Below are 17,410 nucleotides of genomic sequence, written 5' to 3'. Positions count from 1 at the left end.
CACCCACCAGACAACGTTCTGATCACCGGCGCGGCCAGTGCCGTGGGCGGCATTGCCTTCCAACTCCCCCGCCGCACCGGGGCCACCGCCAACGCCTACGCCGCACCGATCGACGAATGGCTCTCCGGCAGTGCCTCTGCCTGGGAACGCGTCATGCGCGGTCTCGACCCCGCCGACCGCGCCACGGTCATTGCCGCGCTGTACGCCTACGCGGCCGCCCTGGAGCAGGCAGGCGGCAAGTAATGGAGCGCGCAGCAGCGGGGTTGGCGGAGGCGGCATAGCGCGGCCACCCGGACGCTGACCCCCTTGGCTGACGCTGTCCGGAGCAGGATCAACTGGCGGCGGAGTCGCGGGCGGTGGCCGTCGTGGCGTCCGGGTGGATGGTGAAAACCTGGTCCAGGCCGATGATGCCCAGGATGCGGGCGGTGTTCGCGGGAACCGCGGCGAGGGTCATGTCGCCGCCGTGTTCGATAGCCAGACTCCGAACCGACAGCAGAGCGCTGATCCCGCTGGAGTCGCAGAAGTCCAGGCCGGCCAGGTCCAGGACCAGCAGTTGCCCCGCGGCGACCGCCAGGCCGTCTACGGCCCTGCGCAGTTCGGGTGCCGTCGCGTAGTCGAGGTCACCGGTGATCTCCAGGACGGGACCGGTGGCGGTGGCTCGGGCGGTGATCGTCAGAGGGTTCATGTCAGCTCGTCACTCGCGGTGGTGGGAAGCGGGGCGGGCATGCCGAGGGCGAGCAGGGCGGTGTCGTCGTCGAGCCCGTCGCCGAAGGAGGCGAGCAGCCCGCTCAGGGCGGTGATGAGAGCCTGCGGGCCCGTCGGCGGCTGGGCGGCGATGAAAGCACACAGAGCGTCCTCGCCGTACAGCTCACGGTCCGGCCCGGTGCGGGCCTCGGTCAGGCCGTCGGTGTACAGGAGCAGGGTGTCGCCGGGCAGCAGATCGGCGCGGGCGGCCGTGAACGGGGCCTGCGGCAGGACGCCGACGAGCAGGCCGCCCGGAGTGGGAACGTAATCGGTGCTGCCGTCCGCGCGCTGGATCACCGCGGAGGGGTGTCCGCCGGAAGCCAGGTGCACGCCGACGTGGCCCTCATCGGTTTCCAGGACTCCGAAGACGGCGGTGCAGTAGCGGCCCTCGCCGCTGGCGTACCGCTCGTGCAGCACCGTGTTCAGGGTGGTGAGGACGGTGACCGGGTCGGCATCGTGCAGGGCGGCGGCGCGCAGGGTGTAGCGGGCCAGTGAGGTGACCGCGGCGGCTTGGGGCCCCTTGCCGCACACGTCCCCGAGGAAGAACGCCCACCGGCCGCAGTCCAGGGGGAACAGGTCGTAGAAGTCTCCGCCCAGCAGATCGGGGGATGCCGTGTGGTAATAGGAACCGGCCTCCAGGCCCGGGATCGTGGGCAGCTGCGAGGGCAGCAGGCTCTGCTGGAGAACGGCGAGCGCCTCCTGGAGCCGGACGCGATCAGCCTCCGCCCGCCGGCGCGCCGCTTCGGCCTGCCGGTGGGCTTCCTCAGCCGCCTCGCGGCCGCGCAGCAACTCCGCCTCGTAGGCGCGGCGGTCGCGGGCGTCGAAAACGGTGGTGCGGATCAGCAGGGGCTCACCGTCCTCGCTGGTCTTCACCTTCGAGGTGACCAGCACCGGCATCCGCGCCTTTCCGGCGGCCCTGATGTCCAGGGCGATGCCGCTGACCTCGCCCTTCATCTGCAACAGCGGCGCGAAGTGCGTCTCGTGATAGAGCTTGCCCCCCACAGTGAGCAGATCGGTGAACCGCATCCGCCCCACCACCTGCGCACGGTCCATGCCCAGCCAGTCCAGCAGGGTGGTGTTGATCCTCGCGATGGTGCCGTCCATCAGCGTCGACAGATATCCGCACGGGGCCTGCTCGTACAGCTCCTCCGCGCTGTCCTCCAGCAGTGAGGTGAACACCGCGTCCGTGGTGTCCACGTCCTGCTCCTCGCCCGGCTCGGGCGCCTGGTCGGTCCTGCACATCACCGGCTCGTCCCGACGAACTCGATGATCGCGCCCGCGGTGGCCTGCGGCGCGCTCAGCTGCGGGCAGTGACCCGTCGCCTCCAGCGTGACCAGGCGGCTGCCGGGGATCGCCGCGTGGACGTAGGCGCCGACCTCCCGGGGCGCGATCACGTCCTGCCTGCATTCAAGGACCAGCGTCGGCGCCGTGACCGTTTTCAGGTCCTCGCGGCTGTCGGACAGGAACGTCGTGCGGGCGAAGACGCGAGCCATGTCCGGGTCGGTCGCGCAGAACGAGGCGGTCAGCTCCTGGCCGAGTTCCGGGCGGTCCGCGTTGCCCATGATGACCGGGGCCATCGCCGCCGACCAGCCCAGATAGTTCGACTCCAGCGACTCCAGCAGCTCGTCGATGTCCTCGGCGCTGAACCCGCCCCGGTAACCGTCGTCGTCGATGTAGCAGGGCGACGGCGCGACCATCACCAGCCGGGACAGACGCCGCGGGGCCTTCGCCGCGGCGAGCACCCCGACCATCGCGCTGACCGAGTGCCCCACGAACGTCACGTCCCGCAGGTCCAGCTCCTCGCAGACCTCCAGTACGTCCCGCGCGTAGCCCTCCAGGGAGCTGTAACGCCGCTCGTCCCAGGCCGACGGGTCCGCCCGGCCGGAACCCACGTAGTCGAAGAGCACCACCCGGTAGCTCTCAGCCAATGCGGGAACCACCGTGCGCCACATGTTCTGGTCACAGCCGAACCCGTGCGCCAGCAGGAGCACCGGCCCGTCTGCACAGCCGGTGACGGTGACGTTGTTCCTGCGACGGATATCCATACCCGCCAGTTTCCCATCCCCCCGCCCCACCCCGGGCAGCGACCCGAGGCCGTGGCGGACTGCGGCCCGGCTTCCATCACCGCCGTCCGGCGGAGCGCCGTGCGAAGGGGGGCTCCGATCCCGTTCCGCCCGGATCGGCCGCTCTGCTGTTCCCTGGCCGTCAGGGGCGAGAGCAGCCATTGGCCCGCGTCAACGCCTGAGGGCACCGCAGGAGCCGAGACGTCGACACAGGGTCGCGGCTCGTGCCGTGCCGGTCAGCGGAGGCTCCCCCCCTGCGGCTCAGACAGGGTCTCCGTCGGCGACGCTCGGTGTGGGGTCATGGGCGAGGTCGACCGGCGGCAGGTCGCGTACCTCGTCCTTGGTCAAGCTGAGCCGGACGTCGCCGGTGACGCTGACGACCGCGTCGATGGGGATCGCGACGCGTCGCTTTCCCCACAAGTGGCCCTCGTCCAGCAGCACATGGCTGACGTGGTAATCACCCGTGTCCACGGCCAGGCCCTGGACCCGGCCGATCTCACCGTCGGTCGCGTGCACGGCGTCACCCCGGCGGATCTCCACCTCGCCGGTGGGAATACGGTCCCGCGTGATGAGGCGCGGCCCAGGAACCGGGAGAACGGGCCTCATGGCGACCGCGCCTGTTCCCATACCGAGTCCGTAGTAGGGGAGAGCGAAAATCTCGCCGCCCGCATAGCCCCACTCATTGTCCGGTGCGGGCACAAAATGCTTCTCGTCGGCGCTCGACAGAGCCTCGAACTCGGCCGTGGTGCAGTGCAGTGCGATCCGTGCGGCGGACTGGTCGATCAGACCGACAGGTACGAGGCGGCCGGCCGCGTGGTGGTACTTGGGCTCGATCACCAAGTGGGTGAGGGTCCTGGCGACCGGGTCGACGACCACCCGGCGCAGGACCCCGAAGGCGCCGTCCTCGTCGGAGACTTCTGCGCCGATGGTGAAGGGCCTCGTCGTGAGTGTCATGGCTTTTCCTCGTTCCGCATCGTGTGCGGACGCCCAGTGAGATCAGTGCGGGCGCCGGGGCGGTCGGTTGCGTACGTCGTACGTCCGGCCCCGCTGCGCAGTCTGTCCCGCGCACCCGCGGTCCGCGCAGATGCCGAACGGCCCTTCCAGGGGCCGAAGGGCCCTGCTCGGCAGTTCCCGTCGATCCACCGTCGCGGATGGATGCGTCCGATGGGATTATCACCTCGGATCATGGTCGACGTGGTCGAACGCCGCTACAGTTGCCGTGACGTCCGTGACCCCAGCGGCATACCGCACAGTCGATACGGACGTACCTGAGGCGAGTGAGACGATGATCCATCGCCCGACCATCCGAGTGCTTCCGCGCGAGCTTCCGGACCGGCCCTGTCGCCTCCGGACTGCGCTGTTGGCGTGGTTGCCTCCACTCGCGTAACCGGGCCGCATGCCTCGCCACAGGCTCCGCACCAGTGCCCGGGCACCGCGTGACCGGAGCGCGGCACCGCGCGGCATTCCTTCCGCAGGTTCGCTCAACTCGTGCTCAATTCAGCGCCCGCGCCCGGTGATCGGGACCCGCGCTTCGAAAAGAGGTCCGCAGTGACTCTGCGCAGAACGAAGCCGGCCGCCGCTTCCACCCGGAACCGCGAAACCGAGCGACTCCTCGCCCGCCGACGCTCGATCATCATCTGGTGCGACCGCCACCTGATCGCCATCCACGCCCTGTCAGCCCTGATGACGGACGATCCGGTCGTGGTCGAAGCCGCCATGGCCGAAGTGCTCGCCGCACCGGACTCCGTCATCACAACGCATCGGACGCGCTCTTCACCTGTCCCACCTCACGTCCCCCACATAAGGGACCGGTGCCCCGAGACGGCGTCAGTCGCGCTCGACCGGGTGGAGCTGGCGCTGATGCTGATCGGTGACCAGAGCTGCGCCGACGCCTCGCAGCGGCTCGGAGTCTCCGAACGCTCCGTCAGCGTCCGCCTGAACGCGGGGTTGTCGGCCCTGTTCGCCCCGTGCGACGGCGATTCGGTCCGCTCCGTACTCCATGGTCTCCCGACCGTCCCCGTCCGCCGCGATTGACCCTGTCCGGCGTTGAGGTCGCAAGCGGACGAACCGGTCCCCCGACGGCGCGTCTCACCGCGGTTTTCCTGACGGCCCCGCCGCGGCGGGATTCTGCCGCACGGCGATTCTGCGACCGGTGACCCGCCTGGGCACGATGGTGATCCGCCTCGAATGCGGTATCCGTGCCCGCCGCCTGTGCGGGCAGCGCGTCCGGTGCGGTTCTGAACGACACATTGCCCTGCGCAACCAGCTCCGCGACCGTCGTCTCCAGCGCGTTCGCCAACCGCGGCAGGAACGTGACGCCGAGCACAGTGGCCTCCTCCTCCACAAGCTGGAGGTAGCCCCCCGCGGAACCAGCCCGTCCGGCGACCTCCTCGCGACTCAGCCCCAACTGCTCGCGCCGCGGTCGCAGGAGGTCAGCCGGCCAAGGCCGTCGCCACGGGGGCCACGGGCGGGAGTTCGCTGTGCCGGGCTGTGGTGCGGAGCTCCGGAACCGTAACGACGGGGCAATGGGATTCCCTGACGCACGCGCGGGTCACCGGACCGAGTTCGGTCGGCGAGCCGTCCCTGTACAGGCTCTGCCCGAGCGTCAGAAGCAGAGCGTCGTCGCTGTAGCGAAGGAGTACCGCGACCGGCGGCCCCTCGGCCAGCACCGCCCGCACGTCAGCGCCCGGATGGGCCATCCGGACTGCGGCCACCGCGACTTGGACCAGCCTCTGCCCAGACTCCCGGTCCTCGGCCGGTGTACGGCGCTCCGCCACGGTGGCATACGGCGCACGCCGACGTACCGACGGCTCCCAGGCGTGCACCGTCACCAGGGGCACCTTGCGTGCCTCCGCTTCCGCCACGGCCCATCGCAAGGCAGCAAGGGACGCACGGGAACCGTTCACCCCGACGACGATCGACCGCGCTCCGGAAAATTCCCTCAGGTTGGTCTCTTGGATTCTCATAACTCCACGATGGTGCGGCACCAGTACGGCGGCCAAGGGCCGACCGGCTCTCCGAAATGGATTTGCGGCCAGTCCTCAGGAGAATCCGGTGGACGCAGGGGGCCGCTGAGCCGGTGAGGAGGGACCACCCGGCCCTACCGACGACGATCTGGCGCGGCGACGATGCGGATATGAACTACATGACGGCACAGACGAGTTGGAGGAACGGGAGCGTCTGAGGGCTGCTGATACGACCTCCACCGGTCACATCCTCTCCGCCCGTCACGCACTGCCCGCGGTCCTGCCGGTCGGTATGTCCTGGACCAGGAATCCGCCATCCTTTCTGAGGAGCAACGCAATGGCACTTCTGATTTTCCTTCTCGTCATCGTGGTCATCCTGGCCATCGTGGCCATCGCCATGGCGGTCAAGGTGATCAAGCAGTACGAGCAGGGAGTTCTGTTCCGGTTCGGGCGGCTGGTCGGTGCTCGTCCGCCGGGGCTGCGGTTCATCGTTCCGTTCGTCGACGTCCTGCACCGGGTGTCGCTGCGGACGGTCACCATGCCCATCCAGTCCCAGGGCATCATCACCCGGGACAATGTGAGCGTCGATGTGTCGGCCGTCGCCTATTTCCGAGTGGCGGACGCCGTGAAATCGGTGATCGCGATAGAGAACGTGAACACGGCGATCAATCAGATAGCGCAGACGACCCTGCGCAAGGTCGTCGGCCAGAACACCCTCGACCAGACGCTGTCGGAAACTGACCGGATCAATCTGGACATCCGCGAAATCCTCGATGTGACGACCACCGAATGGGGCGTCGAGGTCACCCTGGTCGAACTCAAGGACATCCAACTGCCCGACAGCATGAAGCGCGCGATGGCCCGCCAGGCGGAAGCCGAGCGGGAGAAGCGAGCGAAGATCATCAACGCCGAAGGCGAGTCGATGGCCGCCGCCGCGCTCGGCGACGCCTCGGACATCATGATGGACCACCCGCTGGCGCTCCAGCTCCGCAACCTGCAGAGCCTGGTCGAGATAGGCGTCGACAAGAACACGACCGTGGTCTTCCCCGCCCCCCTCATGAGCACCATCGGCGAGCTCGGATCCTTCCTCGCCCGTGAGAAGGCAGCCGCCGCGGCCCCCGTACCGCCGACCGGCATGGTGAAGACCGTCCCCGTCCCCGTACTGAACGGCTCCAACGCCAACGCATCGGTGTGATCGACCGGTAGCGGCAGCCCGACGTGGACCGCCGGACTGCCGCTGCCGAGCCCCCAGCGTGGGCCGTCGTGAACAGAGGCGAGGAGGAACTCAGTTGAGTACGCAGGTGCACGATGAGGCGTCCGGAGAAACCTCGCACCCGACGAGTACGCAGAAGACGGCGAAGAAGCGGCAGTTCGGACTGCCGACGGCCACCGCACTGGTCATCGGATCGGTGATCGGCACGGGAGTCTTCGCGCTGCCGAGTGCCTTGGCGCCGTACGGCCCGATCAGTCTGGTCGCGTTCGTCCTGGTCACCGTAGGCGCTCTGGCGCTGGCGTTCACCTTCGGGTCGCTGTCGAAGAGAGTGCCGGGTTCCGGCGGCCCGTATGTCTACGCCAGAGACGCCTTCGGGGACTTCGGCGGCTTCCTCAACGCGTGGTCCTACTGGATCACCGCCTGGGCCGGCAACGCCGCGATCGTCGTCGCGTGGGTCGGATACGTCGAGGTCTTCTGGAACACCGGGCACGCCAAGCTCTGGTCCGTCGTGATCGCCATGGCGGGTCTGTGGATACCCGCGGTCATCAATCTCTCCGGGGTGCGGAACATCGCCATCACGCAGAACGTCACGACCGTGCTCAAATTCATTCCCCTGCTGTTCATGGCCACCGTCGGGCTGCTGTTCATCAAGGCCCACAACTTCGGGCCGCTCAACCCCACCGGCACCTCGGCGACCGCGGCGATCTCGGCCGCCGCGGCCATCGCGCTGTTCAGCTACATCGGCATCGAGACCGCCTCGGTGGTGGCCGGCCGCGTACGTGACCCTCGGCGCAATGTCGGACGGGCCACGGTGCTGGGCACCATCGGCTGCGCCGTGGTGTACATCCTGGGCACGGTCACCGTGTTCGGCACGGTCTCCAACGCCGCCCTGCAGAAGTCCACAGCGCCGTTCACCGACTCGGCCGACGCCATCTTCGGCGGCCGTTGGGCCGGCCAGACCGTCGCCGTCGCGGCGATCGTCTCCGGCCTGGGCGCTCTGATCGGCTGGACCCTGGTCGTCGGCGAAATGCCCATGGCAGCCGCGAAGGACCGCCTGTTCCCGGCGGTGTTCGCCCGCGGCCGACGCGGCATACCCGCGTTCGGCATCATCAGCTCGACCTTCCTCGCCTCGGTCCTGACCGTGGTCAGCTACACGCGCTTCGAGAAGGTCTTCACCACGCTCGTCCTGCTCTCCGTGGTCACCGCCGTCATCCCCTATCTGTTCAGCGCGGCCGCGCAGTTGTACTGGCTCCTCACGCGCGGCCGGCAGACCCACTGGCAGCACCTGGTCCGCGACTGCGGAGTGTCCGCGGTCGCCCTCGTCTTCTCCTTCTGGTCGCTGGCCGGCAGCGGGTACCAGGCCGTCTACTACGGCCTGTTCTGCGTCCTGCTGGGCCTGCCCGTCTACATCTGGCTGAAGTCGGGGCGGGGCGAGTACGGCGAGAGCCTCGTCGTGCCCTTCGACAGCGCCGCCCTTCCCGAGGTCCCTGAGACCCCGGTGGGCAGTCGGCTCACCCCGGCACCCGCCACCCGCACCACCGACACCGGAGAGATCCCGTCATGACGCGACCGACACAAGCTGTTCCCGCCGCCGAGCGCCCCGCCGACCGAGCCGCCGGGAAAACCAGGTCGACCCGCACGCCGGGAGTCCACTCCGAAGTCGGCCAACTGCGTGAAGCCGTTGTCCACCGTCCCGGGCTGGAACTCAGCCGCCTGACTCCCGGCAACTGCGACCAACTGCTCTTCGACGACGTGCTGTGGGCTGCCAGAGCCCGCGAAGAACACGACGCGTTCACGCAGGCCCTCCGCGACCGCTTCGTCACCGTGCACCATTTCGACGTACTGCTCGCCGAAACACTGGCCCTCCCCGAGGCCCGGGCGTTCGTGCTGGACCGCGTCTGCACGGCCGAGCAGGTCGGACCCACCCTGGCAGCCCCGTTGCGGGCGCTCGCCGACGAGACCGACTCCGCGACACTGGCCGAGCTGCTCATCGGGGGCGTCACTCGCACGGACCTGTCACCGCTGCGGGTACGCAGCCTGCGCTGGCAGACCCTGGACCCCGACGACTTCGTACTGGCGCCCTTGCCCAACACGCTCTTCCAACGCGACAACTCCGCCTGGATATACGGCGGCGTCACCATCAACCCGATGGCCAAGTCCGCCCGGCAGCGCGAATCGCTGCACAGCAGGGCTGTGTACGACTTCCATCCGCTCTTCGCCGACCGCACGTTTCCCCGCTACTACGGAGACGACGACAGCAATCACCAGCCGGCCACCTTGGAAGGCGGTGACATCCACGTCCTGGGGCGAGGCGCCGTCCTGATCGGAATGGGAGAGCGCTCCACCCCCATGGGCGTGGAAATCCTGGCCCGAGAGCTCTTCCGGACCGGTCAGGCCACCACCGTCATCGCCGTGCAGCTCCCGAAGTCCCACGCGTTCATGCACCTGGACACCGTCCTGACCATGATCGACACGGACACCTTCGTCCGCTACCCCAACCTCGACCCGAAGGACATGCGCACCTGGGTGATCGAGCCGGCCGACCCGCACGAGGTCGTCGAGCACGACACCGCGGCGCTGCACGTGGAGCAGCGCGACGACCTCTTCGCCACCATCGCCGACGCCTTGGGCATCGAGAAACTACGCGTCCTGTCCGCCGAGGAGGACGCGCGAGCCGCCGAGCGCGAGCAGTGGGACGACGCCAACAACTTCCTCACCATCGCCCCCGGCATCGTCGTCGGCTACGAACGCAACACCGTCACCAACAGCATGCTGCGCGACAACGGCATCGAGGTCATCAGCATCCCCGGCAACGAGCTGGGCCGAGGCCGCGGCGGAGCCCGGTGCATGACCTGTCCCACTCAGCGCGACGGCATCTGAACCGCCTCCGCCCCGCCCGCACGCCGCCGTACCGCTCAGAAACGAGGTCCGCCCCATGACGACGACCACCGCCCCGACCACCGCCTTTCGGCATCCCGGTTCGCTCCTGAAGGAGACCGACCTCGACAAGCAGCAGTTCCTCGCGCTGATCACGCGCGCGGCGCAGCTCAAGCGCGACAGGGCCGGCGGCACCGAACGGCCCGCGCTGACAGGCCGGAACATCGCGCTGGTCTTCGAGAAGACCTCCACCCGCACCCGCTGCGCATTCGAGGTCGCCGCACACCAGCAAGGCGCCCATGTCACCTACCTCGGGCCCGAGGGCTCCCACATCGGTCGTGAGGAGTCGGTACGCGACACGGCGCGGGTGCTGGGCCGGATGTTCGACGGCATAGAGTTCCGCGGTTTCGCCCAGGACACCGTGGAGCAGCTCGCCGACCATGCCGGCGTCCCCGTATGGAACGGGCTCACCGACTCCTGGCACCCGACCCAGACGCTGGCCGACGTGCTCACCATGACCGAGCACCACCCCGGCCCCATGTGGCAGATCGCGTACTGCTTCCTCGGGGACGGCCGCAACAACGTCGCCCGTTCGCTTCTCGTCACCGGCGCCCTGCTGGGCATGGATGTGCGGATCGCGGCGCCGCGCGAACTGTGGCCCCCCGACGACGTCATCGCCACCGCCCGGAACCTCGCCACGAACAGTGGCGCGCGCGTCCTGGTGACCGAGGACGTCGAGCAGGCCACAGCGGGCGCCGACTTCGTCTACACCGATGTGTGGGTCAGCATGGGCGAGTCCGACGAGCAGTGGAAGACGCGCATTCCGCTGCTCCTGCCGTACCGCGTCACCGAGAAGGTCCTGCTCGGCTCCGGCAAGCCCGACACCAAATTCCTGCACTGCCTGCCCTCGGTCCACGACAGCAGCACACCACTCGGTCAGCGCCTTAACGACCAGTACGGGCTCACCGGCGCCGAGGTCACCGACGAGGTCTTCGAATCCGCTCGATCGATCGTCTTCGACCAGGCGGAGAACCGCCTGCACACCATCAAGGCCGTCCTCGTCGCCGCGCTGGGTGACTGAGGTGCGCATCGTCGTCGCACTCGGCGGCAACGCGCTCCTGCGTCGTGGCGAGAAGCCCGATGCCGCGCTCCAGATCGGTCACATCCGCGCCGCGGCTGAGGCCCTCGCCCCGCTCGCCGCCGAGAACGAACTGGTCGTCTGCCACGGAAACGGACCGCAGGTCGGCATGCTCGCGCTCGAAAGCGAGAGCGACACCTCGTTGACGCGCCCCTACCCGCTGGACGTACTCGTCGCCCAGACCCAGGGAATGATCGGCTACTGGCTGGCCCAGGAACTGCGCAACGCCGGGGTGACCAAGCCGATCCTCAGCATCGTGACCCAAACGGTCGTGGACGCGGAGGACCCGGCCTTCGCCAGACCGACGAAGTTCGTCGGACCGGTCTACGACCAGCCACAGGCCCGCCTGCTCGCCGAACTCCACGGCTGGGACATCGCCCCCGACGGCGGACGCTGGCGACGCGTCGTGTCCTCGCCCCACCCGCAGCGCGTCCTCGAACAGGGCACCATCACCCACTTGCTCAGGCAGCAGTCCGTGATCATCTGCGGTGGCGGCGGCGGAGTACCGGTCACCGAAGACGACGCCGGACGGATCCACGGCGTGGAGGCCGTCGTCGACAAGGACTTCACCGCGGCGCTGATCGCCATCAAGGTGAACGCCGACCGGCTGCTCGTCCTCACGGACGTGCCGGGCGTGATGGAACACTTCGGCACACCCCAGGCGATGCTGCGCAGGCGGATCAATGTGGACGACATGAGCCGGATATCCGTCCCTGACGGCTCCATGGGCCCCAAACTCACCGCCTGCGCCCGATTCGTCATCGCGACCGGCCGGAAAGCGGCCATCGGCTCGCTGTCCCAGGCCGCCGCGGTCCTGAACGGCAGCGCCGGGACCACCATCGCCGAACACCGGCTCGGACAAGTGGACGCGCGTTCCCGAAACGGTGGCCGACGCGCCTCGGTGGACGGGTGACTCGAAGGAAGTGCGCACGGTCGGCTGAGACCGAACAAAGGGCATGACCCGCACAATTCGAGCTTGAGATCCGAGCTTGAGATCCGAGCTTGAGATCCGCACGCAAACGATCAGCAGGAGTTCCGATGAGAGATCTGCCCGTGGACCAGACCGACCGGATTGTCGTGGGAGTGGACGGCTCCGCCGGGTCCGAGGCCGCGCTGCACTGGGCGATGGAGTACGCCCGACGGGTGGGGGCGTCGCTCTCGGCGGTCGCCGCATGGCAATACCCCAGTATGTACGGATACTCCTGGGGCTACCTGCCGTCCATGCCCGACGGCGGAAACTTCGCCATTTCGGCCGAGAAATGCCTGGAAGAAACCGTCGCGCGCGTCGTGAAGAACCAGAACGGCAGCATGGTCCAGGTGGCAACCCACTCGGTGGAGGGGCACCCGGCACAAGTCCTCACTGACGCCGCACGCGACGCCCGGCTGCTGGTGGTGGGAACCCGGGGACACGGCACCTTCGCCGGCGTCCTGCTCGGTTCCGTCAGCCAGCACTGCGTCCAGCACGCGTCCTGCCCCGTCGTGGTCGTTCCGCAGCCGGTCGCGACCAGCGACCCGGCCGACGAATGACCTCGCAGGAAGCAGGTGATCCCGCCTCGATCAACCGCGCCCGCACGCCGCAGAACCGGCACCAGCCTCCCGAACTGGCGCGGGCTCAGCCCCGGTGACCGGGACTATCCAGGACGGCTCGCCGATCTGCGTTGGTTCGCCCGAACAGGGCGGGGCCTGCAGATGTCAGACCCGCGGACGTACGAGGCGCAGCTCGCCTCGATCACGAAAGCATGGGCTCGGGAGAACGACGTTGCTGAAGCCCAGGCCCGGAGGATGCCCGAGCCCCAACTCCTGTCTGCCGGAGGCGGGGGGCGGCAGCGCCGCAGGAGCTTCACCGGCCTCGACGTGTACGGGCTGCCGCCTGCGGTGCGGCTACTCGTTGCCGTGCGCACCCGGCCCGGTGGGACCGGAACATCTGGCGCGGCTGCGCGAGCGCGGCGAGGTGACCCATGGGATCGAAACTTTCGGTGCCTCGGACGTGCTCAGAAGTCGTGCAGCCATTACCTCGACCAGCAATAGTTTCCGAAACTTCTCCGAAAGTGTTGACACGTTTCGCGGGCGTTTCCACACTGAGTCCCCGAGGCGACGGCCCTGCCGACTCGGTGGAGCCGGAACGGTCGACGCCTACGAATCCGCGGGCGTGTCCCGCGTGTCCCCCCACGTTCTGTGAATCGGTTACGGAGGCTCTGCGATGAGCACAAAGGCCATACCCCCACCCCCGCCCGGGACCCGACGACGGCTCAGCCGTGTCCACCGGGCCGTCGTCGCCGTCGCAACCGGCTCGGTCGTGGCGGCCACGGCGGTCCTGGTGGCGGCGGCTCCCTCGGGCGCCGCCGCGACGTCCCTCGGCGCGGCAGCCGCGCAGAGCGGGCGGTACTTCGGCACCGCCATCGCCTCGGGCAAGCTCGGCGACTCGGCCTACACGACGATCGCCGACCGCGAGTTCAACATGGTGACGGCCGAGAACGAGATGAAGATCGACGCCACCGAGCCCCAGCAGGGCCAGTTCAACTTCAACGGCGGCGATCAGGTCTACAACTGGGCCGTACAACACGGCAAGCAGGTACGCGGCCACACCTTGGCCTGGCACAGTCAGCAGCCGGGCTGGATGCAGTCCCTCAGCGGCAGCGCGCTGCGCCAGGCGATGATCAACCACATCAACGGCGTGGTTGGTCACTACAAGGGCAAGCTCGCGCAGTGGGACGTGGTGAACGAGGCGTTCGCCGACGGCGGTTCCGGTGGACGACGCGACTCCAACCTCCAGCGCACCGGCAACGACTGGATCGAGGTCGCCTTCCGGACGGCGCGGGCGGCCGATCCGAACGTGAAGCTCTGTTACAACGACTACAACATCGAGAACTGGAACGACGCCAAGACACAGGGCGTCTACAACATGGTCAAGGACTTCAAGGCCCGCGGCGTTCCGATCGACTGCGTCGGCTTCCAGTCCCACTTCAACAGCGGCAGCCCGTACAACAGCAACTTCCGTACCACGCTCCAGAGCTTCGCCGCCCTCGGCGTCGACGTGGCCATCACCGAGCTGGACGTCCAGGGCGCGTCGCCGACCACGTACGCCAACATCACCAACGACTGCCTGGCGGTCTCGCGTTGCCTCGGCATGACGGTATGGGGCGTCCGGGACAGCGACTCGTGGCGCAGCCAGGACACGCCGTTGCTGTTCGACAACAGCGGCAACAAGAAGGCCGCGTACACAGCCGTCCTGAACGCTCTCAACGCGGCCGGAGGTGGCACGACCACGCCTCCCACCACACCTCCGACCACGCCCCCGACCACTCCTCCCACGACCCCGCCGGGCGGCGGAAGCAACGGTCAGATCAAGGGGACGGGTTCGGGGCGGTGCCTGGACGTGCCCAACTCCACGACGACCGACGGCACGCAGGTCCAGTTGTGGGACTGCTCCGGCGGCAGCAACCAGAAGTGGACCTTGACGTCGGACGGCGAACTCAAATCCCTCGGCAAGTGCCTGGACGCGGCCGGCACCAGCAACGGCGTCAAGGCGCAGATCTACTCCTGCTGGGGCGGCGCCAACCAGAAGTGGCGCCTGAACTCCGACGGCTCCATCGCCAGCACCCAGTCGGGACTCTGCCTGGACGCGGTCGGCACCGGGACCGCCAACGGCACCCAGATCCAGATGTACTCCTGCTCCGGCGGCAGCAACCAGAAATGGACATGGGCCGGCAACTGACCGCGCCCCACTTCATCCGATGAGGTGAGGGACGTCTTCCGGCGCCATGGGGCGCGCCGGAAGACGTCCCGTCGCGTGGACGGACGGGGGCCCGCGCGGCGCCCGGAACGCGGTCGCCGAAGGGGCCATTCGTGATCCGCCGGACAGAACCTAGGCCCGGTGGCGGCGCCTGTCGCGCGGATCCGGGCGCGATCGGGTAGTCAGGAACAGTGGACAAGGACGCGACCGACCCCTTCGTGCATGTCCGGGGCGCCAGTGAGAACAATCTGCGGAACATCGATGTCGACGTTCCGCGGGACGCGATGGTCGCCTTCACCGGCGTCTCCGGTTCGGGCAAGTCCTCGCTCGCGTTCGGCACCCTCTACGCGGAGGCCCAGCGGCGCTACTTCGAGTCCGTGGCACCGTACGCCCGAAGGCTGTTGCAACAGGTCGGCGCTCCGCATGTGCGGGAAATCACCGGACTGCCACCGGCCGTCGCCCTGCAGCAGCGACGCGGCTCCCCCAGCTCGCGCTCGACGGTCGGCACCATCACGACGCTGTCCAATCTGCTGCGCATGCTGTACTCCCGCGCCGGCACCTACCCCCCGGGGGCCGCGCGGCTGGAGGCCGAGTCGTTCTCACCCAACACCGCGGCAGGCGCCTGCCCGCAGTGCCACGGACTGGGCGTCGTGCACGACGTCGCCGAGGACCTGCTGGTCCCGGACCCCTCGCTGAGCATCCGCGAGGGGGCGATCGCCGCCTGGCCGGGCGCCTGGCAGGGCGCCAACCTGCGCAGTGTCGTGAGCGGCCTGGGGATCGACATCGACCGGCCGTGGCGCAGGCTCAGGAAGAAGGACCGGGACTGGCTGCTGTACACGGACGAGCAGCCCTCCGTGTACATCCAGCCGCAGGAGGACCGCGTCGACTACGGCTATCAGGGCACGTTCTGGAGCGCGCGCAAGCACGTCATGCACGTCCTCGCCGACTCCAAGAGCGACAAGATGCGCGAACGGGCGCTCCGGTTCGTCAGGAGTGTGCCCTGCCCCGAGTGCCACGGCAGCGGACTGCGGCCCGAGGCAATCGCGGTGACCTTCGCCGGACGTTCCATCGCCGAGATCAACGCGATGCCGCTCACCGAGGTCGTGGCGCTGCTGCGGCCCGTCGTGGGGCGGTCCGAGGCCGACGCCACCACGTCGACCGCCCGGTCCGGGGAGACGACCGAGGCCGCGGTCCGGATCTGCGGCGATCTCGTCGCGCGGATCGACGTACTGCTCGACCTGGGCCTGGGATATCTCAGCCTCGGGCGCCGCTCGACGACCCTGTCGCCCGGCGAGGCGCAGCGCCTGCGGATCGCCACCCAACTGCGCTCGGGGCTGTTCGGCGTCGTCTACGTCCTCGACGAACCCTCCGCCGGGCTGCACCCGGCCGACGCGGAACCGCTGCTGGACGTGCTGGACCGCCTCAAGGCGGCGGGCAATTCGCTGTTCGTCGTGGAACACGACATGGACGTCGTGCGGCGGGCGGACTGGGTGGTGGACATCGGCCCCGGCGCGGGTGAGGGCGGCGGATGCGTGCTGTACAGCGGCCCGGTCGCCGGTCTTGAGCGGGTCGCGGAGTCGGCCACGAGCCAGTACCTGTTCGGGCGCGCTCAGCCGCTCGAACACCGCCCGCGCACACCGCACGGCTGGCTGCGTCTGAGCGGCGTCTCACGCCACAATCTGCGCGATGTGTCGGTCGACGTGCCGCTGTGCGTGCTGACGGCGGTGACGGGTGTGTCCGGTTCCGGGAAGTCGACGCTGGTGACGCAGGTGCTCGCCGAGGTCGTGCGCGGCCACCTCGGGCTCGTACCCGAGGAGCCCGACGAGGCGGAGCTGGAGGTCGACGTCCAGGACGCGTCGGGGGTCGAGTCGTTCGACCGGCTGGTCCGGGTCGACCAGCGGCCCATCGGCCGGACTCCCCGGTCCAACCTGGCCACGTACACGGGGATGTTCGACGCGGTGCGCAGGCTGTACGCGGGGACGGAGGAGGCCAGGGCGCGCGGCTACTCGGCCGGGCGGTTCTCCTTCAACGTGCCCGAAGGGCGGTGCGAGACGTGCCAGGGCGAGGGATTCGTCGCGGTGGAGCTGCTGTTCCTGCCCGGCACCTACGCGCCGTGCCCGACCTGCCGGGGCGCCCGCTACAACGCCGAGACGCTGGAAGTCACCTACCGCGGCAAGAACATCGCGCAAGTGCTGGGAATGTCCGTCGACGACGCCGCCGGGTTCCTGTCCGCCGTCCCGGCCGCCTCCCGCAGTCTGGAGACGTTGCGCGAGGTGGGACTCGGGTACCTGCGGCTGGGGCAGCCCGCGACGGAACTCAGCGGTGGCGAGGCGCAACGCATCAAACTGGCCACCGAATTGCAGCGGGCCCGCCGCGGGCACGCGCTCTACCTGCTCGACGAGCCGACGGCGGGGCTGCACCCCTCGGACATCGCGCTGCTGCTACGACAGCTGCACCGGCTCGTGGACGCCGGCAACACGGTCGTCCTCGTCGAGCACGACCTCGACACGATCGCCACCGCCGACTGGGTCATCGACCTCGGACCGGGCGGCGGCGACGCGGGCGGGCGGGTGGTCGCGGCGGGGCCGCCGGACAAGGTGGCGAAGGCCCGCCGCAGCGCCACCGCGCCCTACCTCGCGGCCCGGCTCGCGCGCTCCTGACGACGGAGCGAAGCGC

At 69.1% G+C, this 17,410-nt stretch carries 16 protein-coding genes; 10 read left to right on the top strand and 6 right to left on the bottom strand.

The window, feature by feature from the left end; genetic code table 11:
• Positions 1-42: 42 nt before the first annotated feature.
• Positions 43-243 (top strand): hypothetical protein, encoded by a 201-nt coding sequence (locus ACIO6U_RS18495; protein ID WP_401720288.1) that lies wholly within the window; start codon positions 43-45, stop codon positions 241-243.
• Between the two features lie 88 nt (positions 244-331).
• Here the strand turns inward: ACIO6U_RS18495 and ACIO6U_RS18490 are convergent, their stop codons facing one another.
• From ACIO6U_RS18490 to ACIO6U_RS18475, 4 genes are all read right to left on the bottom strand, one after another.
• On the bottom strand, positions 332-685 hold the full coding sequence (locus ACIO6U_RS18490; RefSeq protein WP_391047940.1) for an anti-sigma factor antagonist: 354 nt from the start codon (positions 683-685) through the stop codon (positions 332-334).
• The gene (locus tag ACIO6U_RS18485) at positions 682-1,986 is read right to left on the bottom strand and encodes a PP2C family protein-serine/threonine phosphatase (RefSeq protein WP_401720284.1); all 1,305 of its coding nucleotides are present in this window, start codon (positions 1,984-1,986) and stop codon (positions 682-684) included. Before ACIO6U_RS18485 ends, ACIO6U_RS18490 begins: the two co-directional genes overlap by 4 nt.
• Positions 1,986-2,789, bottom strand: coding sequence for an alpha/beta fold hydrolase (locus ACIO6U_RS18480; RefSeq protein ID WP_401307606.1), 804 nt, complete (start codon positions 2,787-2,789; stop codon positions 1,986-1,988). The genes ACIO6U_RS18485 and ACIO6U_RS18480 overlap by 1 nt, the downstream gene beginning before the upstream one ends.
• 279 nt (positions 2,790-3,068) lie before the next feature.
• Entirely contained in the window at positions 3,069-3,761 is a 693-nt protein-coding gene (locus tag ACIO6U_RS18475; protein WP_401720281.1) for a PRC-barrel domain-containing protein, read from the bottom strand.
• A 594-nt stretch (positions 3,762-4,355) separates the two neighbouring features.
• On the opposite strand from ACIO6U_RS18475, the gene ACIO6U_RS18470 reads away from it, so the two are divergent.
• Positions 4,356-4,841 (top strand): hypothetical protein, encoded by a 486-nt coding sequence (locus ACIO6U_RS18470; protein ID WP_401720278.1) that lies wholly within the window; start codon positions 4,356-4,358, stop codon positions 4,839-4,841.
• Here the strand turns inward: ACIO6U_RS18470 and ACIO6U_RS18465 are convergent.
• Complete coding sequence (locus ACIO6U_RS18465) at positions 4,732-5,235, bottom strand: helix-turn-helix domain-containing protein (RefSeq protein ID WP_401720912.1); 504 nt, start codon at positions 5,233-5,235, stop codon at positions 4,732-4,734. The genes ACIO6U_RS18470 and ACIO6U_RS18465 overlap by 110 nt on opposite strands.
• Positions 5,236-5,239: 4 nt before the next feature.
• Positions 5,240-5,773 (bottom strand): universal stress protein, encoded by a 534-nt coding sequence (locus tag ACIO6U_RS18460; RefSeq protein ID WP_401720275.1) that lies wholly within the window; start codon positions 5,771-5,773, stop codon positions 5,240-5,242.
• A gap of 337 nt (positions 5,774-6,110) precedes the next feature.
• On the opposite strand from ACIO6U_RS18460, the gene ACIO6U_RS18455 reads away from it, so the two are divergent.
• The 8 genes from ACIO6U_RS18455 (at position 6,111) to uvrA (ending at position 17,394) form a co-directional block, all read left to right on the top strand.
• Positions 6,111-6,968, top strand: coding sequence for an SPFH domain-containing protein (locus tag ACIO6U_RS18455; RefSeq protein ID WP_391047955.1), 858 nt, complete (start codon positions 6,111-6,113; stop codon positions 6,966-6,968).
• A gap of 94 nt (positions 6,969-7,062) precedes the next feature.
• The gene (locus ACIO6U_RS18450; protein WP_391047956.1) at positions 7,063-8,550 is read left to right on the top strand and encodes an amino acid permease; all 1,488 of its coding nucleotides are present in this window, start codon (positions 7,063-7,065) and stop codon (positions 8,548-8,550) included.
• Entirely contained in the window at positions 8,547-9,866 is a 1,320-nt protein-coding gene (locus ACIO6U_RS18445; protein ID WP_401720271.1) for an arginine deiminase, read from the top strand. The genes ACIO6U_RS18450 and ACIO6U_RS18445 overlap by 4 nt, the downstream gene beginning before the upstream one ends.
• A 55-nt stretch (positions 9,867-9,921) precedes the next feature.
• Positions 9,922-10,944, top strand: a complete 1,023-nt coding sequence (gene argF / locus ACIO6U_RS18440) for an ornithine carbamoyltransferase (protein ID WP_401720268.1) — start codon at positions 9,922-9,924, stop codon at positions 10,942-10,944.
• A gap of 1 nt (position 10,945) precedes the next feature.
• Entirely contained in the window at positions 10,946-11,914 is a 969-nt protein-coding gene (locus ACIO6U_RS18435) for a carbamate kinase (RefSeq protein WP_401720265.1), read from the top strand.
• A 125-nt stretch (positions 11,915-12,039) separates the two neighbouring features.
• The gene (locus ACIO6U_RS18430; protein ID WP_401720262.1) at positions 12,040-12,528 is read left to right on the top strand and encodes a universal stress protein; all 489 of its coding nucleotides are present in this window, start codon (positions 12,040-12,042) and stop codon (positions 12,526-12,528) included.
• A 673-nt stretch (positions 12,529-13,201) separates the two neighbouring features.
• Positions 13,202-14,716, top strand: coding sequence for an endo-1,4-beta-xylanase (locus ACIO6U_RS18425; RefSeq protein WP_401720259.1), 1,515 nt, complete (start codon positions 13,202-13,204; stop codon positions 14,714-14,716).
• 209 nt (positions 14,717-14,925) lie between these two features.
• On the top strand, positions 14,926-17,394 hold the full coding sequence (gene uvrA, locus ACIO6U_RS18420) for an excinuclease ABC subunit UvrA (RefSeq protein WP_401720256.1): 2,469 nt from the start codon (positions 14,926-14,928) through the stop codon (positions 17,392-17,394).
• The last annotated feature ends 16 nt before the right edge of the window (positions 17,395-17,410 follow it).

The sequence above is a fragment of the Streptomyces sp. NPDC087422 genome (assembly GCF_044744145.1).
GTDB lineage: Bacteria > Actinomycetota > Actinomycetes > Streptomycetales > Streptomycetaceae > Actinacidiphila.
The sequence above is the reverse complement of the archived record's forward strand: the minus strand, read 5'-3'. Positions and strand labels throughout refer to the sequence as shown.